Source organism: Actinomadura sp. SCN-SB, assembly GCF_043906805.1.
In the GTDB taxonomy this organism is placed as follows: Bacteria; Actinomycetota; Actinomycetes; order Streptosporangiales; family Streptosporangiaceae; genus Spirillospora.
This window is the reverse complement of sequence record NZ_JBIMPP010000029.1, coordinates 70,505-92,290: the sequence shown is the minus strand read 5'-3', so window position 1 is coordinate 92,290 and position 21,786 is coordinate 70,505. Positions and strand designations below refer to the sequence as shown.

Sequence of the window (21,786 nt, the reverse complement as noted above, 5' to 3'; positions counted from 1 at the left end):
GCACCGCCGATCGAACCGGCTTCCCGGACGCGCAGTTCGACTGCGTGGTCTCGGTTAACAACGTCGCGATCTGGCCGGACCTCCGAGCCGGTCTACGCGAACTGCACCGGGTGACCGCCCCAGGCGGGAGGGTGGTCATCGCCTGGCACGGCGGCACCCACCCGTCGCGAATCGCCCGCAGCAAGGCCCTGCCCGACAGCGTCTTCGCCGAGATCGAGCGCGAGCTGAGCGGACTCTTCTCCAGCGTCTCCCGCGACGAGTTCCCCACCCTCACCGTGCTGTCGGCCGTCCGCTGAACGCTGGGCCTGCCGAGTGCTTCTCCCCTGAGGCGGTAAGGCCCTGTGGGCGCGCGGCCGCGGTGGGGATTGGATCCGGCGGAACGCGGTAGGGAAGCCTCGTCAAGATGGTCATCATGCGGCAGGATCAACTCCTACGTACCGTAGGAGGATGTCCGAGCCGCTTGGGAGAGACGATGCAGCCGTACACGGCAGTGCTGGCCTTGGTAGGGCTGCTAGGCGCTCTCTTGGCCGCGGTGTACGCGTCTGCGCTCCTCGTTGGGGTGGGTGAAAAGTTGCGAGGCGCGCCGTTCCTTTCGGGCGGACGGCCTGTGGAGCATGCCGTGTCGCGGTATCACGTGCGCTGGTACGTGGTGACGATGGTGTTCCTGGCCTTCGACATGGAGATGATCTTCATGTATCCGTGGGCGCTGGTCGTCGCGTCGATCGGGACGAAGGCGGTGGTGGAGATGTTCGCCTTCCTCGGGCTGCTGATGGTCGGCGTGGTGTACGCCTGGCGCGAGGGGGCGTTCCGGTGGGCCTGAACGCGCGGCTGGCCCGCTATGCCGCTGCCCGTCCGCATGCCTTCGTTGTGGCTGTCCCTGGTGGAACCCGGACGAGGATGATCGTTCAGCGAGAGCTGCGGCGGCGAGCCTGGTTTCAGGTGGACGCGCCCGCGGCCGCCGACGTTCTGATCGTCTGCGGTGAACCTGGAGTCGGTTTGGCTGAAGCGGTCGATGCCGTCTGGGCGGAGGTGCCTGGGCCGCGGGCCCGTGTGCGGTTGCCGCCGCGCGCCTCGGAGGTTGCGGCTGTTGAGGCCATGGACCGGGCGGTGGCCGAGCTCGCCGATATCGCGGCGCAGCGCGAGGACGCGAGGTCCCGCATCGCAGCGGGACCGTGGGAGCCCAGCGAAGGCAGCCATGGCGACAGCGAGCATGGCAGTCACGAGCTTGGCCACGACGATGATGAGCACGGTGGCCATGACAGCCACACCGTGGCAGACGATGGCTCCGGTGAAGGCGACCACGGTGGGCATGGTGGACATGAGCATCACATGATGGGTGCCCCTGGCGGGTTGGCGATGGCCGAGCGGGCGCCGGATCGGGATGGTCTCAAGCTCGATGTGTTGCACGTTCCGCTGGGCCCCGTCCTGCCGGATTGGCCCGCCGGGCTGCGATTGATGCTCACGCTTCAGGGCGATGTGGTGCAGTCCGCCGAGGTCCATGTGCTGGACGGTGCAGGCGGAGGGCGCTTCTGGGACGAGCCGTGGCTGGCGGCACCCGAACGGGTGACGCAAGGTGAGGCCGAGCGGCGGCGGGCGGCGGCTCATCTTGACAGCGTGGCGCGCTTCCTCGGGGTGGCGGGTTGGCGTGGGCAGGCGGAACGGGCCCTCTGGCTTCGGGACGCTGTCCTCGCGGGACGTCCAGGAAATGAGCTGGCGCCGCGGTTCACGCGGTTCGCCCGCCGGACGGGACGGTCGTGGTCGCTGCGCTGGATGACCCGGGGCATCGGGGTCATCGATGAGGACACGGTGCGCAGGTACGGCTTGACCGGACCCGCGGCGCGTCACCTCGGCGATGTGCCGGCACGGTTGGCGGGATGGCTGGCCGAGATCGGCGGGGCCATGACTCGCCTGGATGATTCCTCCGCCCTGAACGACGATGAAGGGCCGCGCGGTCCGGTGCGGGCGGAGTCGAGCAGTGCCTTGCTGGCCGCGCTGCCCTCGCTGCTGGACGGCGCGGAGCTCGCCGCGGCCCGGCTGATCGTGGCCAGTCTCGATCCAGACCTCGACCAGGTCATGGCTGTGAATGCCGCCAATGGGTGAAACATCCCCGCTCTGGGCTGTGATCGCGCTGCCCGTGGCACTGGCACTGCTGGTGTACGCCGCCGCGGCACTCGATGCGATGTTCCGGATGGTCACCGCCGGGCACGGCGCCCCTCTGCGTCACGCCTGGGATGAGCCGTTGCGCGGCACCGTCCGCCTGCTGCTACAGCAGCGTCGCGCCACGCTGGCGTCCGATCGTCTGCTGGCGCGGATCGGCGTGATCACGCTACCGGTCGCCGCGCTGCTGGCGGCGGTGGTGATCCCGCTCGGGACCGTCGCCGCGGCGCAGTTGCCGGTCGGTGTCGTGTGGTTCAACGCGATGGAGGTGGCGGTCTGGGGCGCGGTCTGGCTGACCGGATGGGGGACGAACTCGGCGTATGCGCTGGTGGGCGGGTATCGCTTCCTGGCGCAGGGGCTGGCGTACGAGCTGCCGCACATGTTCGCCCTGATCACGGCGGCGCTGGGTGCGGCCTCGCTGGACCTGACGGAGGTGGCGGCGGCCCAGCACGATCTGTGGTTCGCGGCGTGGATGCCGGTCGCCTTCGTCATCTACCTGATCTCGGCGCTGGCGATGGCGTTTTGGGGTCCGCTCGCGCACCCGGTGTCGGGTGACCTGGCGGGCGGGGCGGCGGTGGAGTTGTCGGGCGTGGACCGCCTGGTCTTCGCGGCGGGGCGGTACGCGCTGCTCGTGGTGGCCGCGGCGGCGGCCGTCCCCCTGTTTCTAGGGGGCGGCGAAGGGCCGTTGCTGCCCGCCCCAGTGTGGTCGCTGCTCAAGACGCTGGCCGTGCTGGCCTTGCTGGTGTGGTCGGCGCACCGGCTACCGACGCTGCGCATGGATCGTTTCGTGGAGTTCGCCTGGGTGGTGCTGATCCCGGCCGCACTGGTGCAGTTGCTCGTCGTGGGCATCGTCGTCCTGGACTAGGAGGTGGTGGAACGTGCAGGCCGTCGCGTTCTGGGTGCTGGCCGTCGCCGCGGTGGCGAGCGGGATCGCGGTGTTCGTGGTCGACTCGATGGCCCGCGCCACGTTCGCGCTGCTGGCCTCGTTCCTGTGCGTGGGCCTGGAACTGCTCCTGATCGACCTGCACTATCTCGGCGTGCTGGTGGTGCTGATGATGATCATGGAGATGCTGGTGATGGCGGTGTTCATGATCATGTACATGATGAATCCGGCGGGGCTGATGCCCATGACCATGGTGCACAACCATCGCGGTGCGGTGGCCATCGCGGGCGGCGCCTTCGCGGCGCTGGCCGCGGGGATCTGGCTTGTCGATTGGCCGGAGCGCGCGGGGGCGCCGCCTCGCGACCCGACGTTCGCCCTCGGTGAGGCGATCATGGGGCCGAAGATGCTGGTCATGATCGTCATCGGGGTGGCGATCCTGGCCACGATGATCGCCTCGGTGGTGCTGGCCACCCACCGCGGCCGGTACGACCGGTACGGGGACGGTGCTCGCCGATGACCCTGGAGACGTTCCTGCTGCTGGCCGCCGCCCTGTTCGCGGTCGGGCTGTACGGCGCGCTGTCCCAGCAGTCGATCGTGATGCTGATGATGGGCCTGGAGCTCATGGTCAACGGCTTGGTGGTGGCGGGCGGTGCGTTCTGGTTCTACATCGCCCCGTCCACGGCGGACGGGCAGGTGCTCCTGCTGGTGGCGGTCACGGTGATGGCTCTGGAGATGGCGATGGGCTTCGCCGTCATCACCGCTTTGTTCCGTGCCCGGGACGTCGACATGACCGACGACGCCAGGGACCTGAAGGGATGACGGCCCTCGGCTGGGGACTTCCCGGGCTGCCGCTGGTGACCGGTGCGTTGCTCCTGCTCTCGGGCCGGCGCGCTGATCGGCTTGCCCCGGCCGCCGGAGTGCTGACGGCGCTCGGCGCTCTCATTCTGGCGATCGCCGTGGCGATCGCCCGGCCGGTCATCGGCTTTCCGTTGTTCGAGGACCTGGCGGCCGGGATGGCGGTGGACGGATTGTCCGCCGTGCTGGTCGTCGCGGTGACCGCCGTGACGCTCGGCGTCCTGGTGTTCGCCGCGGGAGACATGCCCGCCGGTGAAGCTCGAGGACGGTTCTTCGGGCTGATGCTGCTGTTCGCGGGCTCGATGCTCGTCACGGTGACCGCCACCGATTTGGCGGTGCTGCTCATGGCCTGGGAGGTCATGGGCGCGATGTCGTACGCGCTGATCGGGTTCTGGTGGAGGGAGGACGAGCGGGTCCGTTCGGCCGACGTCGCCTTCCTCACCACCCGGGCCGGGGACATGGGCCTCTACCTGGCGGCAGGTTGCGCGCTGGCGGGTACGCATGCCTTGTCTCTCAGCGGGCTGGCGAGCGCAGCGGCGCCGTGGCGGGACCTGATCGCGGCGGGGATCGTCGTCGCGGCGCTGGGAAAGTCGGCGCAACTGCCGTTCTCCTTCTGGTTGTCGCGGGCCATGGCGGGTCCAAGCGCCGTATCGGCGCTCCTGCATTCGGCGACCATGGTGGCCGCTGGGGCGTACTTGCTGCTTCGCGTCCAGCCGCTGCTGGCGGCAACCGGCTGGGCGGCGACGCTGGTGGCCTGGATCGGCGGGATCACAGCGCTACTGCTCGGTGCGGTCGCCGTGGCCCAGCGGGACCTGAAGCAGTTGCTGGCCGCGTCGACCTGCGCGCAGATCGGGTTCATGGTGCTGGCCGCTGGTGTCGCCTCGGTCGCGGGCGGCACCGCGCAGCTGGTCGCGCACGCCGCCGTCAAGAGCCTGCTGTTCCTGTGCGCTGGCGCCTGGCTGACCGCGTTGGGCACCAAGGACCTCGCCGAGTTGCACGGTGCCGCGCGCCGTTACCGTCTGGTCGGCCTCACCTTCGGGGTGGGGGCGCTCGCGCTAGCCGGGTTGCCGCCGCTCTCCTTGTGGGTCACCAAGGACACCGTCCTGGCCATGGCCCTGCAGGAGTCCCCGGCGCTGTACGCGGTCGGGCTCGCCGCCGCCGTGCTTTCGGCGGCCTATTCGGCGCGAATGCTCCTTGCCGTATGGCGTCCCGCTACCGCCTCGACGGCCACCGCTGACGCCGAACAGCCAGGGACAAGACGTATCGGCTTCCTTACCCAGGCGACGCTGCCAGTGCTCGCCGTCGCGGCGGCCGTCTTTGGGATCGTTGGCGTCCCCGACCTCGCCGAGCAATGGAGTTCCCTGCTCAACGCCCGGGGCGAAAGCGAACCCACCTTCCAGGAGATGCTGCTCTCCGGTGTGCTTGCGGTGGTCACGCTCGTCGCGGCGGTCATCCTGGTGCGTCGTCGACCAGCGCCCCGGTCGACCGGCGCTCGCCTCCTCGCTCCGGCCACGCATTGGCTGCACTTGGAACGGGCGGTCGAGCACGCGATCAGCCGCCCCACCCTGGCGCTGGCGAGGCGGCTGGCCTGGTTCGACGATCGCGTGATCGACGGGGCGGTGCGAGCGGTCGCGATCGGTGGCCGCCGCGCCGCCGGGATCACGGCCGGCCGCGTCGAGTTTCCAGTGGACGGGGTGGTGAACGCCATCGGGCGGGCAGCCCGGCGGCTCGGGGCTCTGGCCCGCCGCCCGCAGACCGGTCTCGTCCACACCTACTACGCGCAGGCCGCGGTGCTGCTCTTCGTGTTGACCCTCGTCGTTGTCCTGGTCAGGTGAACGTGCTCTCCTTGGTGATCTTCTTGCCGCTGGCGGTAGCGCTGGCGCTGCTGGCCGTGCCGCGTCTCACCGACCGTGCCGCGGTGGGGATCTGGATCGCGGCGGCGGCCCTCGACCTCGCCCTAGTCGTCGCGATGTGGATCGGCCACGACGGCGGGCTCGGCTACGAGACGCGGCTGCGCTGGATCCCCTCGGTACGGGCGGGCTACCACGTCGGCGTCGACGGGCTGTCGCTGCCGCTGCTGGCGATGACCGCGGTGCTCTTCCTCTGCTGCGCCGTCTACTCGCTGCGCCTCACCCACCGGGTACGGGCGTTCGCCGCGCTGTTCCTCTTCCTCCAGACGGTCTGCCTGGGCCTGTTCGCGGCCCTGGACCTGCTGCTGTTCTTCGTCTTCTTCGACCTGTCGATCGTCGGCATGTACTTCGTCATCGCGGGCTGGGGACACGGCGACAACGCACGCTCGGCGCTGAAGTTCTTCCTCTACACCTTCTTCGGCTCGCTGGTGCTGCTGCTCGGATTCATCGGCCTATACCTCGGCTCGGACCCGAACACCTTCGACATGGTCGAGCTGACCCGTACGCCGCCGCTGGACGCCTCGCCCGGGCTGGCGGCCCTCGTCCTGCTGGCGATCGGGATTGGGCTTGCGGTGAAGACACCGACCGTCCCGTTCCACACCTGGCTGCCCCCGGCGCACACCGACGCGCCCGCGGCGGGGTCGGCGATCCTGGCGGGCGTCCTGCTGAAGATGGGCACCTACGGCCTCGTCCGGATCGCGATGCCGATGCTGCCCGAGGCGTGGCGCCGGTACGCCTGGGTGATCATCGTGGTCGGCGTCGTGAGCGTCCTGTACGGGGCGCTGGTCGCACTCGCCCAGCAGGACCTCAAGCGGCTGATCGCCTACACCTCGGTCAACCACATGGGCTACATCGTCCTGGCCGTCGGCGCCGCGGGTCTGGCCGGGGACGCCGCGGCCGGGCGGCTGGCGGTGACCGGGGCGGTCACCCAGATGGTCAGCCACGGGCTGGTCACCGGGGCGCTGTTCCTACTGTCCGGGGTCCTGTACGACCGTGCCCGCACCTATGACCTGGACCGTTTCGGCGGTATCGCCGCCCCCGCGCCGCTCTTCGCGGGACTGGTGGCGGTCGCGGCGTTCGCGTCCCTGGGCCTGCCGGGCCTGTCCGGCTTCATCGCCGAGTTCCAGATCTTCACCGGCGTCATCGGCACCGGGACGGCGGGCGCCGCGACCGCCGGAGCACTGGCGATCATCGGCATCCTCATCACCGCGGCGCTGTTCCTGCGCGTCCTGCACCGCGCGTTCCTCGGCGCGCCCGGTGAGCTGACCGGCCGTATCACCGACCTCCACCGCAGCGAACTGTCCGCGATCGCGCCGCTGCTGGTGCTGTCGCTGGTCATCGGCATCGTCCCGCGTTTCCTGCTGGACGTGATCGAGCCCGCCTCCGCCGCCGTGCTGTCCCTGGTGTCGCGATGATGCGCGAGAACCCGGCCGACCTGTTGCCGGAGCTGTGCGTGCTGGCCGGTGCCGTGCTGGGCCTGCTGACCGGGATCTTCCTGCCCCGCACCCGCCAGTGGATCGTGGCGGTCATCTGCGCGGCCGGCCTCGTCCTCGGCCTGGTCTTCACCGTGCTCGCCTCCCGTCGTCCCGACCTGATGACGTTCGACGCGTTCATGCTCGACCCGCTCACCCACCTCACACGCGGCGTCGTCCTGGGCGCGACGCTACTGGTCGTGGCCCTGGCCGCCGGGCCGCTGCACAACCACGCCCGCGAGACCGAGTTCTACGTGCTCACCCTGCTGGCCGCGCTCGGGACGATCCTGCTCGGCGCGTCCTCCGACCTGCTCGTCCTGGTGGCGGCGTACCTGCTGGCGAGCATCCCCGCATACGCCCTGGCGGGCTTCGGCAAGGACGCGGCGGGCACCGAAGCGGCCTTGAAATACTTCCTGATGGGCGCCTTCCTGGGCATCCTCATGCTCACTGGAGTGACGCTCCTCTACGGTCTAGGGCGCAGCACCTCCTACGAACCCCTCCGGCAAGGACTGGCCACCGCACCCGGCGCGGCCGTCGCGGTCGGCGCCGTGGTGCTGCTGGCCGGGCTGCTGTTCAAAGCCGGTGCGGTGCCCGCGCACTACTGGATCCCGGACGTCACCCAGGGCGCCCCACCCGTCGTCGCGGCCTTCGTGACCACCGTCCCCAAGATCGGCGCGTTCACCGCCCTGTACCGGCTCGCCGCCGAGGCCCTCCCGTCCACTCTGGACTGGCCGCTCCTGATCGCCCTGCTCGCCACCGCGACCATGACCCTCGGCAACCTCGCCGCCTTCGGCCAGGACAACGTCCGGCGCCTGCTCGCCTATTCGACGATCAGCCAGGCCGGCTACCTGCTTGTCCCGGTCGCCATGGCCGGACGCGCCGACCTCGCCGAACCCGCCCTGCTCTTCTACCTGGCCGCCTACGCCGTCACCAACCTCGGCGCCTTCGCCATCGTCGTAGCCGCAGGCCGGGAGACCATAAGCGACTACACCGGCCTGGCCAGGCGCTCACCCCCGTTGGCCCTGGCCCTGGTGATCTGCCTCCTCGGCCTTGTCGGCACCCCACCGACAGCCGTCTTCATCGGAAAACTCCTGATGTTCGGGACCGCTGTGGACGGCGGCTACACCTGGCTGGCCGTCGCCGCGGTCATCAATTCGGTCGCCAGCGTGTTCTATTACCTACGCTGGATCGTCCCAGTCTTCGCTCCCACATCCGGAACCGATATCAGCCTTCGCCGCGGCCCTTGCGCGGTGGCCTACACCGCTGCCGCGTTCTCTCTCGTGCTCGGCCTGGCCAGCGGGATCGCGCTGGCCGTCCAAACGTAGGGTCCTGCCTCAGGAACAGCAGCGGGACGCCGGTCACGGCGAACGTCAGAAGTGCAGGTGGCAGTGACGTTCGAGGATGGCGATGATCGCTGGGTTGGCTGCGAGGGTGATCGGTAGTGTCAACAGCAGGGCGACGCCGAATCCGCCGGTGAACTGCGCGACGCGCGACAAGGGAGTGTGAGGGGCGAGAAGCCGGCGCACGCGGAGGAGGGCCGTTGCGCCTCCTGCACCCATGGCTGCGGCCGGTGCTTGGCCGGTGGCGACGGTGACGAGGGCGGCGGCCAGGGTGGTGCGGTTGTGGTGGCGGGCGGCCATGTCGTCGGCCAGTAGTTCGATCAGCCTGGTGATCTCGTCCCGGGCGGCCTCGAAGAGCGGGACCGCGGGGAAGGCGCGGCTGAGGGCACGGGAGATGTTGAGCGCCAGGTCGTGCCGTCCGTGCAGGTGGGCGTGTTCGTGAGCGAGGACGGCGGCCAGTTGCTCGGTGTTCAGGCGGTCCAGCGCTCCGCTGGAGACCACCACGCAGCGGTGGCGTCCGGGGAGGCAGTAGGCCATCGGCTGGGCATGGTCGATGACCAGGGCTCCCAGGTCGCGCCGGTGGCGGGCCAGGATGCGCAGGGCTTCACGGTGCCGTCGCCGTTGCCGGGCGGCGGTGAGGGAGGCGAAGACCAGGTGACCGAAGGTCCACAGGACCACGCCGCCGGAGACCAGGATGCCCGCGTAGGCAGCGATCGGCTGTGGGCCGCTTCCGTAGTGGGCCTGGAGCATCATCTGGCAGGCGGCCAGTAGATCGGCGAGGCCGTGTGGGGCGTTGGCGATCGGGACCACCAGCGCGAGCCCGGCCAGGACGATCGCGCCGAGCACCGATGCGCTTGCTGCCTGCCAGATCAGGATGCCCAGCCGCGGCGAGCGTTCGGCCCAACCGCGCCCGCGCAGCAGCCGAGGGCCGCCGAGGCCGAGCGCAGCCGCGTAGGCGAGCAGGCTGATCGCGGCGGTCACGTGGTGCCGCGGGGCGGTACGACCTTCAGGGCCGCCTGGAGGGCTTCGGCTTCCTCCGGGGACAGATCGGAGAGGAAGTGCACCAGGGCGGCTGCCTGGTTGTTGCTGGTGGCCAGGGCTTCGCGCATGAGTTTGGCGGTGTAGCCCTCGCGGGAGGCCACCGGCTCGTAGATGTAGGCCCGGCCCTGCCGCTTGCGGCGCAACCAGCCCTTCTTGTGCAGGTTGTCCATCACGGTCATGACCGTGGTATAGGCGATCGTCCTGGACTGCTGCAGGTCCTCCAGGACCTCCCGGACATTGGCGGGGCGGCCGTAGGACCATATCCGGTCCATCACCGCGGCCTCCAGCTCACCGAAACGCTGTCCGGCCATGTGCCACCGCCCTCCCGCCGTGCCTCATCGGGATTGATCAATACTACAACCGATAGTAGCAGCGGAACCGGGCTGAGAGGTCGCACCATCGCGGGAGAATGGCGCGTCGTCTACTGCCATGGGTCGTAGCTTGCGGTCGGGATCCTGGTCCCGCCGGATCGTCCGTCTTTACCACTCACCTGGGCTCATTGGGCAGAATGTGCGAGAGATTGGGGTGATCACGTGGTCGGACTGGCCGGTTTCGGTTTCCTGGAGCGCGCGATCATGGAGGAACTCTGGGCGGCACCTGAGCCGTTGCGCGTCCGTGAGCTGCTGGTCCGGCTGAACGAGGGAGCGGAGAAACCGCTGGCCTACAACACCGTCCAGACGGTCGCCGAGCGGCTCGCCCGCAAGGGCCTGCTCCAGAAGATCGCCGATGGGCATGCCTTCCGCTACGGTCCGACACGCGCACGGGAGGAGTACGTGGCCGAGCTGATGCTGGACACGCTGACCGAGACCGACGACCACGGCGCGGTCCTGGCGCGCTTCGCCGAGGGCGTTGCCGCCGAGGACGCCCGGCAGTTGCTGGAGGCCCTGCGCCGTCGCGAGGCCGACGAGCCGGGGTCCTGATCGGATGCTCATCCTTGTGACGGCCCTGCTCTTGGCCCTGGTGCTGCTCGGTTGCCTGGCCGGTCCCGCGCTGGACCGGCTGTGGTCGTCCGGCGCGCATCCCGGCACCGTGGTGGCGTGCTGGCTGGGTGCGCTGATGGGTACCTTCGTCGCGGTCATCGGCTTGATCGCGGTCGCGTTGCTGTGGCCGCCCACTCCAGGGCACGGGGTCTTCGAGTGGCTGCACGGGTGCCTGCCCCACCATCCGGCCGCGGCGACCGCCCTGGCCGGGGTGGCCAGCCTGCCTCTGCTCTGGCTCTGCGGCGCCCGCCTGGCTCGCGGAGTGCCGAGAGTTCGCCGTGCCCTGCGCCACCGGCGCAGCCACCGGGAGATGCTGCACATGGTCGCCTACGAGGATCGTGAGCATTCCGACGTCCTCCTGCTCGATCACCCCGTTCCCGTGGCCTATTGCCTGCCCTCGCGCTGGCGGCCGATCGTGGTGAGCACGGGCGCCCGCACACGGCTGTCCCCAGGACAGCTGGCGGCCGTCCTGGAGCATGAACGGGCGCACCTGCGCCAGCGCCACCACACGTTGCTGATCTTGATCGATATCGCCCACGCCCTGCTGCCGTGGTCACCGACCGTGCGGCGGGCCAGGACGAGGATCCCGGCGCTGCTGGAGATGGCCGCGGACGACGCGGCGGCTCGCTCCAGCGGGTCCGGGACGCTGGCCGGCGCACTGCGGCAGATCGCCACCACCCCGGAGTTCGCCGGGGCGCTCGCCGCCTCCGGGCGCGACCATGGGTCCCTGTCGCGACGGCTCACACGCCTCGAGGACGGCGCCCGGCGTCCGAGCCGGGTAGCCCGGGTGGGACGGCCGATCACCTGGGTCCTCACCGCCTGCGCGGTCGCTCTGCCCTTCGCCGCCTCCCTGTCCGCGCTCTGGAGACTGGTCGCTCCCTGCTGAGACCACTGTGGTGTTTTGAGTGAATTGAGCGCTTGGGTGGCGTATCGGCCGCTAAGCTCCTACTCTCCGTAGGAACCATCGCTCGGCGTTCTTCCGGGAACGGCGATGGCCGTGCCGGATCGCGCGCGGTCGGCGGCTCCGACTCCAGGTCGTCGGGCGGCTCGACCTTCCGATTCCCGCGGCAGGCCCAGTTCGGGCACCCGCGGGCCGAGGCGGCGCACCTTAGCTGAGAGGACTGTGCATGCAGCGACACGCCGTCGGCGTGAAGCACCGGCTCTCCCGTTTCACCACGATCGCGGCCCTGCCGCTCGTGGCCGCCGTGACGGTGTCGCTCGTGGCGGCGACCCCGGTGGCGGCCGAACCCGAGCCCTCCCGGCGCGAGCTGGCCAAGCAGCAACGCAAGCTCGCAGATGAGGCCGAACAGCTCACCGAGCAGTACAACGGGCTGCGGGTCCGCATCCAGCAGGCTCAGCGGGCCGCCAAGGCCGCGTCCCAGAATGCCCGGCGCCAGCAGCAGGCCTTGGAGGAACTCCGCACCAAGGTCGCCGGCATGGCCGCGGAGACCTACAAGAACGGCAGCAGCGACCCGTCCGCCGCCTTCGCCTCCTCCTCAGACCCGCAGGCCGTCCTCGACCGCTCCGCGACGCTGAACTACTTCGCCCGGCAGAACGGCACTCAGGTCGCGCTGATGCTGCAGACCATGCAGGCGGCAGACCGCGCCCGCAAGTCGGCGGTCAACCGCGAACAGCAGGTGCGCCAGCTCGCCGATCAGGCGCAGCGCAAGCGGAAGAGCCTGGAGGCCAAGCTCGCCAAGGTCGAGCGCAAACTCGGCGTCGGCTCCCCACTGCCAAAGAGGGGTGCCGCTCCCGCCGTCGACCCGGCCGGAGCCTCGGCCAAGGCCATGGGCGCGGTCAAGGCCGCCCTGAGCCAGCTCGGCGTTCCCTATTCATGGGGAGGTGGGAGCCCATCCGGCCCCAGTTATGGCGTCGCGCAGGGCAGCAACATCAAGGGTTTCGACTGCTCCGGCCTCACCATGTACGCCTACGCCCAGGTCGGCATCAGGCTGCCGCACTACACCGGCAGCCAGTTCACCGCCGGCACGCGGGTGACCCAGAGCCAGCTCAAGCCGGGTGACCTGGTCTTCTTCTACAGTGATCTGCATCACATGGGCATGTACATCGGCAAAGGCCGGATGGTCCACGCCCCGCAGACCGGCGATGTCATCAAGGTCAGCTCGATCTCCGGCAGGCCCTTCGCCGGCGGCGTGCGCATCGCCTAGAACTCTCTCGACCGGCGCCGCCCAGCCGGTATCTCGCTGAGAGCGTCACACGAGACTTCCCCTATCTACTATTCTTCTTAGTAGAAGTGGAGTCTCCCTGATCGCCGAGAGTGAGGTCCCGGATGAGGATTCCCCGGCGCGTCGACACAGCCCTGAGCTGGGTGGAGCGGTACAGGGTCGCCCTGACGGCGGTGATCGTGCTCGTCGTCGTGGCTGCGCTGCTGCGCTGGCAGCCCGTTCTCGCCGCCCTCGTCCTCGGTGGCGCGTTCGGCGGATTCCTCGTCCACACGCGTTCGAGCAGGCATGTTCGCAGGGCGCGCAGGGAGATCGATGAGCTCCTGCGGCAGAACGGGGCGTTGCGGCACCGCAACACCATGCTCGGCAGCGGCGTCATCCAGCGCGGTTCCCAGATGACCGAGGTGCTCGTCGCCATCCCCGACGTCCCCGGCGCTCCGGACGAGCCCGGGATCACCCGTCCGCTTGAGCCTCCCATCGATGAGCCCGATGACACCTGAGCGTGACCGTTCGCCGATATGACCTCGGTGGACGCCGGATGTACCTACTATGCCCCGTAGAGGAAACTCCCGAGCACACGAAGGTGGGAGCGGTCACGATGCCGGAGACCTCGGAGATCGACCAGGTACAGGCCGCCGCCGGATCCGGGTCGCGGGCATCGCGCCCGACGCTTCCCCTGATGCTGGTCGCGGCGGCGGGGGTGATCCTGGTGCTGCTGGCCGTCGTCGTGCGGGCGCTCACGATCGCGGGCGAGGTCCCGGGAGGCACCCGGGTGGCGGGCGTCGAGATCGGCGGGCTCTCACCGGCTGACGCGGAGGCGAAACTCGCCCGCGGGCTGGCCGACGAGGCCGAGCGACCGATCACGGTGATGGCCGCGGGACACCGCTTCTCCATCACTCCCAATGATGCAGGCCTGTCGCTGGATGCCAAGGCCACGGTGGCCGCCGCCGGTGGTGGCGCCCCGTCTCCGACCGATCTATTGCGGCCGCTGATCGGCCAACGGGATATCGAGCCCAAGATCAAGCTGGACGCCCGCCGATTGAGCGCCGCCGTCGACGGCATCGCCAAGGAGGTGGATCGGCCCGTCCGTGAAGGCGGCATCCGCTATACCGGGCTGCGGCCGGTACCCGTTATCCCGAAGGGCGGCAGCGGGATCGACCGCGCAGCGACACAGAGGGCTATCAAAGACGCCTTCCTGGCTCCGCGCACTCAGGTCACGGTGTCGCTACGGCCCACCTCTGCCACGGTCCCGGCGGCGGAGGTGCGGCGGATCGCGGCCACGACAGCGCGCGAGGCGGTCAGACAGCCTCTCCTGCTGACCCGCCAGGGTCGCACGGTCCCGGTACCCCCATCGGAGATCGCGAGGGATCTGCGTTACGTGGCCGACGGGCGCGGCTCGCTGCGTCCGGAGTTCGACGCGACCGAGCTGGCCAGGAACGTGGAGAAGAAGTTCGTCCCCGCGGCGCAGGCGCCCCGCAACGCCACCTTCGAGGTGAAGAAGGGCAGGCTGGAACTCGTCTCGGCCCGTACCGGCCTCGGCGTGGACGCCGCCAAGCTCGGCCAGGCGGTCGAGCGCGTCCTGGCCGCCAGCCAGTCCCGTACCGTGCCGGTGGACGTGGTCACGACGCCACCGCGGATCACCGACGCCCAGGCCCGCTCGATGGGGATCAAGGAGCGGATCAGCACCTTCACCACCCGGCACCCGTGCTGCGCGCCGCGCGTGACCAACATCCACACCATCGCCGGCATCGTCGACGGCCACATCGTCAAGCCCGGCGAGACGTTCTCCCTCAACGGCCTGGTCGGCAAGCGGGACCGGGCGCGCGGCTTCGTCCCCGCCCCGATGATCCTGAACGGACGCTTCGTCGACGACGTGGGCGGCGGCATCTCCCAGTTCGCCACCACCCTGTTCAACGCGGTCTTCTTCGGCGGCCTGCAGGACGTGCAGCACACCCCGCACCAGTTCTACATCTCCCGGTATCCGGCCGGACGCGAGTCGACGGTGTCCTATCCCGAGCCCGACTTCCGGTTCCGGAACGACTCTCCCCACGGCGTGCTGATCAAGACCGCGTACACCGACACCTCGATCACCGTCTCGTTCTGGAGCACCAAGCGCTACGACATCGAGTCCCAGAGCTCGAAGCCGTACAAGATCCGTGACTTCGAGACCGCCACCGACTCCGGCCCCAAGTGCATCCCCATGCCGGGCGCCCGCGGCTTCTCCATCGACGTGTGGCGGATCTTCAAGAAGGACGGCCAGGTAGTCCGGCGCCAGAAGTTCCACACCGTCTACCAGCCCGAACCCAAACTGACCTGCGAAGACACCAAGGGCGGATGAGTCCGGGGGATTTCCGCGCGATTCCGGCCCGAAGAATCGCGTTACACGAGGATGCTGCACACGGCACTGGCGGAGCAGTCCGACGGATCGATCGCGGCGGCCCGTCGACCCAGCGCCGAGATGGCGGCCGTGCACAATGAACCTCGAACCCGAACGCATCACCGACCTTGAACCGGCCACCACGATCGTCTCTCTGGTCCTGTTGGCCGGTGGCTCACCCGGCTGCTGTCGTTGACCAGCACACCGCGTGTCGCCTGAACCGGGCGTCGACACTGGGGAGAGCAGGATGGACCTATCCACAGCCCCCGCGGACACCGGCCGCGGTGGCCGCGCAGGGGCCGGCCTTTGGGCACCTGGCCTGGTGAACCTTGCCCTCGGAGTGCCCGCCATGCTGCCGCTCTACCTGGCGTGGTGGCTGTGGACCGAGTACCTGCCGATGGACTGCAAGACCACCCAGGATCTCTTGAAGCCCAGGTTGACCAACTGCTACTACCCAACTCTCGATCACGCGCCCGTCATGATGTTCCTGCTGGCCGTGACCGGTTCGCTGCTGCTGGCGCTGGTGCTCATCCTGGATGTGCTTCTGCCGCTCCGGCGTGGCGGACGACTCAGGACGTCGCTCGGGACGACCGTGCTGATTCCCGTCCCGTTCGTTATCGGCCTCTTCCTGACCTGACGGCGTACCTCGGCGTCAGGTCAGGGAGATCAACCGGGCGAGTCCGCAGGGATGTCGATCCGGCGGCGGTGGCCTCGGTACGGCGGATACCGTCCGTCTGGGGTGGGGTGGGAATCGGGGCGGGTGGCGGCGAGCGCGGCCAGGGCGGTGGTGAGCGGGACGGCGGCGATCAGGCCGAGCGTTCCGGCGACACTGCGGACGATCTCCTGCGCGATGACCGGGCTGGTGACGACCTCGCCGAGCGGCTGACGTCCGATGCTGAACAGCAGCAGCAACGGCAGGGACGCTCCGGCGTAGGCGAGGATGACCGTATTGATCACCGAGGCGATGTGCGCCCGGCCGACGCGCGCGGCGGCCCGGTACAGCTGGGCGAAGCCATAGGACGGGTTCGCGCGGGCGAGCTCGCGCACGGTGGCCGCCTGGGTGATGGTGACGTCGTCCAGGACGCCGAGGGAGCCGATGATGATGCTGGCCAGTAGCAGTCCCTGGGTGTTGATCTGATAGTTGAGATCGAGGTAGAGCGAGCTGTCGTCGGTGATCCCGGTGAGGCTGGTCAGGTCGATCGCGACCATCGCCAGCACGCCGGTCAGGGTGAGACTGCCAAGGGTGCCGATGACCGCGATCGAGGTCGTCTGGGTGAAGCCGTGGGTGAGGTAGAGCACCGCGAGCATGATCGCCGCCGCGCACACGATGGCGGTGAGCAACGGTGGCCGCCCCTCCAGGATCGCCGGGATCAGGAAGAACAGCAGGAGGGCGAAGGTGACCGCCAGCCCGATGAGCGCCGTCACGCCGCGCCAGCGTCCGAAGGCGATCACCGCCAGCGCGAAGGCGGCGCCGACCAGCCAGAGCGGATTGGACCGATCATGATCGGACAGCTGGTAGGCCGGGCTTCCGGCGTTCTCGCTCGCCGTGCTGTCCGCGGGCATCTCGACCAGGATCACGTCATCGCCGACGCCGAAAACGCGGTTGCCCGGTCCACTGGGCAGTTCAGTGGTGACGGCTCGGCCCCGCAGGGGACCCGCCGTCAGCTGGACCTGGGCCGTGCCGCATTTCCTGGGATCGGTCGGCGGCAGGCCGCCCGGCGCCGACGACGGGTCCGCGTCGGCCGGCAGCCCCTCGGGCGCGACCTGTTTCGGGCACGGCTTGAGATCCACGCGAACGACCGTGCCTGTCACCTTCTTCAGCGGCGCGGAGGTCTGGCCGGTGGCTTCCGGGGCGGACGGCCACATCCAGGCCAAGGCCGCGAGCGTGACGACTGCCAGCGGGATGATGACGGCCAGCAATGTGCGCGCTGCCACGCGGGATGAAGGGCCACCGCTGTCCGCGGCCGGACCATGGCCATGATGGGCACCCACGGTTCTCCTTTGCCAGGTCTTCGTGGAACCGCTGATGGAGGAATCGCCCGTGCCGGGGCCGGAGCTCTGTGGACGCCTGGTCGGGCCCGGCGTCGAACTGGACGCCGGGCCCGCCGCCGACCGAGCCCGTCCAAGGGTCGGGCTCGGAGGCGATCTACCGGCGTCACATCTTCTTGAGCAGCCCCTGCATGGTCCTGATCTCGGCGGTCTGCGAGGTGATGATCGCTCCGGCCATGTTCTTGGCGGCGGGGAACTGGCCGGAGGCCTGTTCCCGCTTGGCCATGGACACAGCTCCCTGGTGGTGTTCGATCATCATCTCCAGGAAGGCCTTGTCGTAGGCCATGCCCGACAGGCTCTCCAGCCGCTGCATGTCCTGCTCGGACATCATGCCTTCCATGCCACCGCCGTGGGCTCCGTGGTCCATACCGGTCGCTCCCGGCTGGGGCAGGGCGACGCCCCAGCTGGTCAGCCAGCCGGTCATCTGCTGGATCTCCGGGTCCTGCGCCTTCTCGATGGCGGCGGCCAGTTGCTTGACCTCGGGCATGGTGGCCTTGGTCTTGGCCGTCTTGGCCATCTCGAGCGCCTGTTGATGATGCGGGATCATCATCTGGGCGAACATCACGTCCTGCTGGTTGTGCTGACCCGACTGGGCCGCGCTCGGCGCGGAACTGGGGGACATCGAATGGCCGGAGCCACCGCCCGATTCCTCGTTGCCACCGCCGCACGCGGCCAGAGCCACGGCCAGAACGGGCGTGACGACGAGCGAGATAGCGCGTTTCATCTTGGATCCTTCCGTGTCGTAGGGATGTGACGGGATACGGACGCCGAGGTGGCGTCGCGTGATCACCTGTCACAGCCGCAACACGGCCGATCGGAACGTCGAGGGCTCGGGAGGCGAGCGGCCGGAGCTGAGAGGAAGACGCCTCTGACCACGCATGCGCGGCAACAAGGTCCCATGGCTCCACGCACGCCACACGGCCAGGAGCAATGAGGCGAAGGCCGTGAGCGTCAGCAGTGCCAGGCAGATCTCCCCGCCCGAATGGTGCTCGGGGTCATGACCGCCTTTGTCCTGCGGCATGCCACGGTCATGCTCGGCGGCGCCAACAAGTGCGTGCTCGCTGGTGCTGGCGAGCGAATGCCCGGCGATGGCGGCTGGAAGTCCTGAGGTGTCCTCGGGACTGTTGGACGACTGGAAGCCGTGCATGGCCATCACACAACAGACCAGGAGGACTCCGAGCAGCAGTGACCATGCGGCACCGGCCCCTCTCGCCCTGCTTCGCGTATGAGAGACCGAGCGCTCACGGCACCGTTCGACCGGGAGGGCCGCCACCAGGCCGTGCGCAGCCGACGGCCCGGAACTCGGCTCAGTCCCGGCCACCCGGCTGTCCACCGGCGTCCCTCGCACCCGCTGCCCTCCTGTGACGTCTGTCTACGGTGCCAACTATATGGCTTAGTAAATCCGGTCGCCCAGGTCTTCGGCTCAAGACCGGCCTACAGCACAGCCGAAATCATGCTGATGTCCATGCCGAGATGGCCCTCCGGCTGCACGGCATGGGACGGATACTATGCCCCTTAGTGTGAGGTTCCCCCGTCGCGGCGGGACTCATGGCTCTAAGACTCCTTTGAGAATCAAGGCGCAGGGTTCTGAGCAGACGGCGAGTTCACGAGGCGGCCCGTGCTCGATGAACCACCTCCACAGGAGTCCACGGGAGAGGGACTCGGCACGTCCGGTGTCGTCTGTATCGGGAGGCCGCCTGTTCTACGTGACCATGCCCTCTCAGACGACATCGCCGCGTTCCGGGTGGACCCGGACGGACGTGTAGAGCGGGTCGGTGACCTGATCAGCACCGGTGCCGGCACCGGACCGGCGAGCATCCTGATCGCTCCCGACGGCCGCACGGCCTACGTGGCGAGCAGGACCACCAGCGAAATCGCGGCCTATCGCGTCGGCTCCGGCGGTCGGCTGACCCTGCTGGCCACCGAGCCGACCGGCGGCAGTGGTCCGTTCGGCCTGGCGATCACGCCCGATGGCAGGGCGCTGTTCGCCTCCAACCGGCCGTCCGGCACGGTCACCGCCTTCACCATCCGTGGTGATAGGACATCGCGACGAGCCGGCGATCCGTTCACTACCGGCTTCCCACTTCCCAGAGGCCTGGGCGTGAGCCCGGACGGCCGCTTCCTGTACGTGGGGCACGGCATGCCCACACTGCCCGGTCCCGATGTGATCGTCACCTTCAGGATCTGGCGGGATGGCATGCTGCGCCCTGTGGGCCGCCCAGTTCCCACTCACCCCTCGGCGGCCGGGATGGTCTTCACCCCCGACGGGCGGTACCTGTATGTCGCCACCCAATTCGACCACGTGGTGGACGGCTTCCGCGTCGACCGGAACGGCGGCCTGACCCCGGTCCCAGGCAGCCCCTTCCCCGCCCTGACCACCCCCGAAGGTACCGCGATGGCACCCGATGGACGGCACCTGTTCGTCACCAGCCCCGGCGACCCGACCGTGGCCGGCCCTTGTGGCGTGTCGGCCTATTCCATCGACCACGACGGCTCCCTCACCCGAACCGCTGAAGTCACGTTCCCGGCCGACCGTGGACCGGTCGGCGGCGACACCACCCCAGATGGACGGCATCTTGTGGCAGGCGGCGGTCCCGACTTCGGACGCCTGTCGGTGTCCGCCCTCACCTCCAACGGCGGCCTCGCCCTGCTCACCGACCCACCGATCTCGACCGGCGGCACGGAACCACGCTTCCAGTCGCTCGCCGTGATTCCTAGCCAGGCCCCGATCGCCGCCCTGTCCGTCCAGGCCAGGCCCGCCGGCCGGGCCACCGCCTTCGACGCCACGACCGCGACCGACCCCGACGGCCACGTCGCACGCTATGACCGGGACTTCGGCGACGGCACCACCCTGCGCAACGGTGGCCCTACTGCCGCCACACCTACCAGCGCCCGGGCAGGTTCACCGTCACCGTCACCACCACCGACAACGAGAACTGCTCGACCACCCGGGTATGGACGGGCACCACGATGCACTGCAACGGCTCGCCCTGAGCGCGAACATCCCGGGCCATCACCATCAGACCCTGACCTGAGGACCGATGAGTACCGGACCAGAAAGCCCTGCAAACTCTCCGCACAGCGGGTTGAACAGTGCTCAAATACGACGGGTTCGTAGTACCCCACGGCCTTCCTTGTCAGTTAATGCCAGATGGGAATCTCCTACAATAAATAGGAGTTTCCCCCTACGTATTTGTAGGAGCCCGGGGTCGTTGAGATCGCCATCTGGCCGTGCATCGAAGGTGTTTGAAAAGGCTTCCGGCCGGTACATTGGGAATATGAGGGGTTATGCGCAGGGCAAGAACGATTACCTCCAGCGACTGCGCCGGATCGAGGGGCAGGTGCGCGGCTTGCAGCGGATGGTCGAAGAGGACGTCTACTGCATAGACGTCCTGACGCAGGTGTCCGCGGCGACGGCGGCGCTGCGTACCGTCGCTGTCAGCCTTCTGGACGATCACCTGAGTCAGTGCGTCTCCGGGGCGATCGAAGAAGGCGGGTCCGTGGCGGATGACAAGCTGCGGGAGGCGTCGGAGGCCATCTCTCGCCTCGTCCGCTCCTGAGGGCCGTGGGCTATTCGAGGTGGCCGTCGCCGGAATGCACCTCGCCGAGGCGGGCGTGCAGGTCCGCGTGCAGAACGGGATCGGCCTCGACTTGATCGACGAAGCAGGCCACCGCGGCCGTCCCGTGCTTGGTCAGCACCTTGCGCACGTCCAGTCCGACGACGTCGCTGCACATGGCCCGGTAGGTGTAGCCGCGCCCGTTCTTCCTCCGCACGGCCGCGCCCTTGTCGGTCAGTCGTTTGAGAACGGTCATGATCGTGGTGTAGGCGAGCGGGTTCTTGCGCGTCCGATTGAATCTTTCCTGCACCTCCCGAACCTGTAGCTCTCGGTCGGACGATGACAGGATGTCCAGGATTCCGACCTCGAGTGAACCGCGCATCTAATTGCCCTCCTCGGAACTGCGCGCGACTGCCTTGCCGTTACGAAGCAATCCCGGCGGCGGCTGTCCTAATGGGGGAGGACGACCGTACCGGGGTGAGGTACTAGCGTCGGCTACCCGGGCTTCTTCCGGTCAAACACGCGAGTTGACCGCAGCCGAGCCGAAGGAACGATCGTCGACGTCGGGATGAAGATCAAATGGCCGGTCGAGCCCAGGTCATCTGCTGGGAATCGCTCATGATCCTCCGCTGCCGGTCGAGTCCGGACGATCCAAATATAGCCTACCGGGGTACGGCGGCGGTCGGCCTCCCGGGCGGAGCTACGACATTTATGTAGGACGACCGGCCGACACGCGAATCGCTCCCGATGTTGATCACGGGAGCGGCCGGTGTGAAAGTCGCAGCATAAGGGCGAGATTTCGAAGTTGATTACGACCGCTGTGTAGGACGACATATCTGTAAGAGTTGATGGCGGCGGTTGAAAGCGCTCCAACTCGGTGTTACGTTCGCTCGCGATGGAAGCGCCGGCTTTGATAGGGGACACGGGTTATCGGCCGGTCGCGGGGCTTCTCGGTCTGCTGTGGGAAGCTCGTCGGCTCAGCGCA

At 68.8% G+C, this 21,786-nt stretch carries 22 protein-coding genes and 2 pseudogenes; 18 read left to right on the top strand and 6 right to left on the bottom strand.

The genetic code is table 11. The features are described from left to right. From ACGWYJ_RS20125 to ACGWYJ_RS20085, 9 genes are all read left to right on the top strand, one after another. Positions 1–296, top strand: a 296-nt coding sequence (locus ACGWYJ_RS20125) for a class I SAM-dependent methyltransferase (protein WP_395107657.1), incomplete at its 5' end; no start/stop codon positions are given. A 107-nt stretch (positions 297–403) separates the two neighbouring features. Then, entirely contained in the window at positions 404–820 is a 417-nt protein-coding gene (locus ACGWYJ_RS20120; RefSeq protein ID WP_395107656.1) for an NADH-quinone oxidoreductase subunit A, read from the top strand. Between the two features lie 77 nt (positions 821–897). Beyond that, positions 898–2,100 carry a hypothetical protein gene (locus ACGWYJ_RS20115; RefSeq protein ID WP_395107655.1) on the top strand — a complete coding sequence of 401 codons (1,203 nt, stop codon included), beginning with the start codon at positions 898–900 and terminating at the stop codon, positions 2,098–2,100. Continuing rightward, the gene (locus ACGWYJ_RS20110; RefSeq protein WP_395107654.1) at positions 2,093–3,022 is read left to right on the top strand and encodes a complex I subunit 1 family protein; all 930 of its coding nucleotides are present in this window, start codon (positions 2,093–2,095) and stop codon (positions 3,020–3,022) included. The genes ACGWYJ_RS20115 and ACGWYJ_RS20110 overlap by 8 nt, the downstream gene beginning before the upstream one ends. Before the next feature lie 13 nt (positions 3,023–3,035). Continuing rightward, on the top strand, positions 3,036–3,557 hold the full coding sequence (locus tag ACGWYJ_RS20105; RefSeq protein WP_395107652.1) for an NADH-quinone oxidoreductase subunit J: 522 nt from the start codon (positions 3,036–3,038) through the stop codon (positions 3,555–3,557). Next, complete coding sequence (gene nuoK / locus ACGWYJ_RS20100; protein ID WP_395107651.1) at positions 3,554–3,859, top strand: NADH-quinone oxidoreductase subunit NuoK; 306 nt, start codon at positions 3,554–3,556, stop codon at positions 3,857–3,859. Before ACGWYJ_RS20105 ends, nuoK begins: the two co-directional genes overlap by 4 nt. After that, positions 3,856–5,730, top strand: a complete 1,875-nt coding sequence (locus tag ACGWYJ_RS20095) for an NADH-quinone oxidoreductase subunit L (protein ID WP_395107650.1) — start codon at positions 3,856–3,858, stop codon at positions 5,728–5,730. Before nuoK ends, ACGWYJ_RS20095 begins: the two co-directional genes overlap by 4 nt. Beyond that, positions 5,727–7,220 carry a NuoM family protein gene (locus ACGWYJ_RS20090; RefSeq protein WP_395107649.1) on the top strand — a complete coding sequence of 498 codons (1,494 nt, stop codon included), beginning with the start codon at positions 5,727–5,729 and terminating at the stop codon, positions 7,218–7,220. The genes ACGWYJ_RS20095 and ACGWYJ_RS20090 overlap by 4 nt, the downstream gene beginning before the upstream one ends. Continuing rightward, positions 7,217–8,602 carry an NADH-quinone oxidoreductase subunit N gene (locus tag ACGWYJ_RS20085; protein ID WP_395107648.1) on the top strand — a complete coding sequence of 462 codons (1,386 nt, stop codon included), beginning with the start codon at positions 7,217–7,219 and terminating at the stop codon, positions 8,600–8,602. The genes ACGWYJ_RS20090 and ACGWYJ_RS20085 overlap by 4 nt, the downstream gene beginning before the upstream one ends. Positions 8,603–8,647: 45 nt before the next feature. Here ACGWYJ_RS20085 and ACGWYJ_RS20080 read toward each other — a convergent pair whose 3' ends face one another. Together ACGWYJ_RS20080 and ACGWYJ_RS20075 are read right to left on the bottom strand one after the other, a co-directional pair. Continuing rightward, a complete protein-coding gene (locus ACGWYJ_RS20080; RefSeq protein ID WP_395107647.1) occupies positions 8,648–9,598 on the bottom strand; it encodes a M56 family metallopeptidase in 951 nt (316 codons plus the stop codon). Next, positions 9,595–9,969, bottom strand: coding sequence for a BlaI/MecI/CopY family transcriptional regulator (locus ACGWYJ_RS20075; RefSeq protein ID WP_395107646.1), 375 nt, complete (start codon positions 9,967–9,969; stop codon positions 9,595–9,597). Before ACGWYJ_RS20075 ends, ACGWYJ_RS20080 begins: the two co-directional genes overlap by 4 nt. 222 nt (positions 9,970–10,191) lie before the next feature. Here ACGWYJ_RS20075 and ACGWYJ_RS20070 point away from each other — a divergent pair, with 222 nt between their 5' ends. The 6 genes from ACGWYJ_RS20070 (at position 10,192) to ACGWYJ_RS20045 (ending at position 15,832) form a co-directional block, all read left to right on the top strand. Continuing rightward, positions 10,192–10,578, top strand: coding sequence for a BlaI/MecI/CopY family transcriptional regulator (locus tag ACGWYJ_RS20070; protein WP_395107644.1), 387 nt, complete (start codon positions 10,192–10,194; stop codon positions 10,576–10,578). A 4-nt stretch (positions 10,579–10,582) separates the two neighbouring features. Next, entirely contained in the window at positions 10,583–11,524 is a 942-nt protein-coding gene (locus ACGWYJ_RS20065; protein WP_395107643.1) for a M56 family metallopeptidase, read from the top strand. Between the two features lie 241 nt (positions 11,525–11,765). Then, positions 11,766–12,803 carry an NlpC/P60 family protein gene (locus tag ACGWYJ_RS20060; RefSeq protein WP_395107642.1) on the top strand — a complete coding sequence of 346 codons (1,038 nt, stop codon included), beginning with the start codon at positions 11,766–11,768 and terminating at the stop codon, positions 12,801–12,803. Between the two features lie 122 nt (positions 12,804–12,925). After that, positions 12,926–13,318 (top strand): hypothetical protein, encoded by a 393-nt coding sequence (locus tag ACGWYJ_RS20055; RefSeq protein ID WP_395107641.1) that lies wholly within the window; start codon positions 12,926–12,928, stop codon positions 13,316–13,318. 98 nt (positions 13,319–13,416) lie between these two features. Continuing rightward, on the top strand, positions 13,417–15,156 hold the full coding sequence (locus ACGWYJ_RS20050) for a VanW family protein (protein WP_395107640.1): 1,740 nt from the start codon (positions 13,417–13,419) through the stop codon (positions 15,154–15,156). 388 nt (positions 15,157–15,544) lie between these two features. Further along, on the top strand, positions 15,545–15,832 hold the full coding sequence (locus ACGWYJ_RS20045; RefSeq protein ID WP_395107638.1) for a hypothetical protein: 288 nt from the start codon (positions 15,545–15,547) through the stop codon (positions 15,830–15,832). Between the two features lie 29 nt (positions 15,833–15,861). Here the strand turns inward: ACGWYJ_RS20045 and ACGWYJ_RS20040 are convergent, their stop codons facing one another. From ACGWYJ_RS20040 to ACGWYJ_RS20030, 3 genes are all read right to left on the bottom strand, one after another. Next, positions 15,862–17,130 (bottom strand): YibE/F family protein, encoded by a 1,269-nt coding sequence (locus ACGWYJ_RS20040; protein ID WP_395107637.1) that lies wholly within the window; start codon positions 17,128–17,130, stop codon positions 15,862–15,864. 220 nt (positions 17,131–17,350) lie between these two features. Then, positions 17,351–17,968 (bottom strand): DUF305 domain-containing protein, encoded by a 618-nt coding sequence (locus ACGWYJ_RS20035; protein ID WP_395107635.1) that lies wholly within the window; start codon positions 17,966–17,968, stop codon positions 17,351–17,353. 69 nt (positions 17,969–18,037) lie between these two features. After that, complete coding sequence (locus ACGWYJ_RS20030) at positions 18,038–18,397, bottom strand: hypothetical protein (RefSeq protein ID WP_395107633.1); 360 nt, start codon at positions 18,395–18,397, stop codon at positions 18,038–18,040. Between the two features lie 465 nt (positions 18,398–18,862). Here ACGWYJ_RS20030 and ACGWYJ_RS20025 point away from each other — a divergent pair. The 3 genes and pseudogenes from ACGWYJ_RS20025 to ACGWYJ_RS20015 form a co-directional block, all read left to right on the top strand. Continuing rightward, positions 18,863–19,576 (top strand): annotated as a pseudogene (locus ACGWYJ_RS20025) (lactonase family protein); the annotation flags it as partial. 569 nt (positions 19,577–20,145) lie between these two features. Further along, positions 20,146–20,238, top strand: a pseudogene (locus ACGWYJ_RS20020) (hypothetical protein); the annotation flags it as partial. Positions 20,239–20,522: 284 nt separating this feature from the next. After that, complete coding sequence (locus tag ACGWYJ_RS20015; RefSeq protein WP_395107632.1) at positions 20,523–20,804, top strand: metal-sensitive transcriptional regulator; 282 nt, start codon at positions 20,523–20,525, stop codon at positions 20,802–20,804. A gap of 10 nt (positions 20,805–20,814) precedes the next feature. Here the strand turns inward: ACGWYJ_RS20015 and ACGWYJ_RS20010 are convergent, their stop codons facing one another. Further along, on the bottom strand, positions 20,815–21,183 hold the full coding sequence (locus ACGWYJ_RS20010) for a BlaI/MecI/CopY family transcriptional regulator (protein WP_395107631.1): 369 nt from the start codon (positions 21,181–21,183) through the stop codon (positions 20,815–20,817). Positions 21,184–21,786 lie beyond the last annotated feature (603 nt).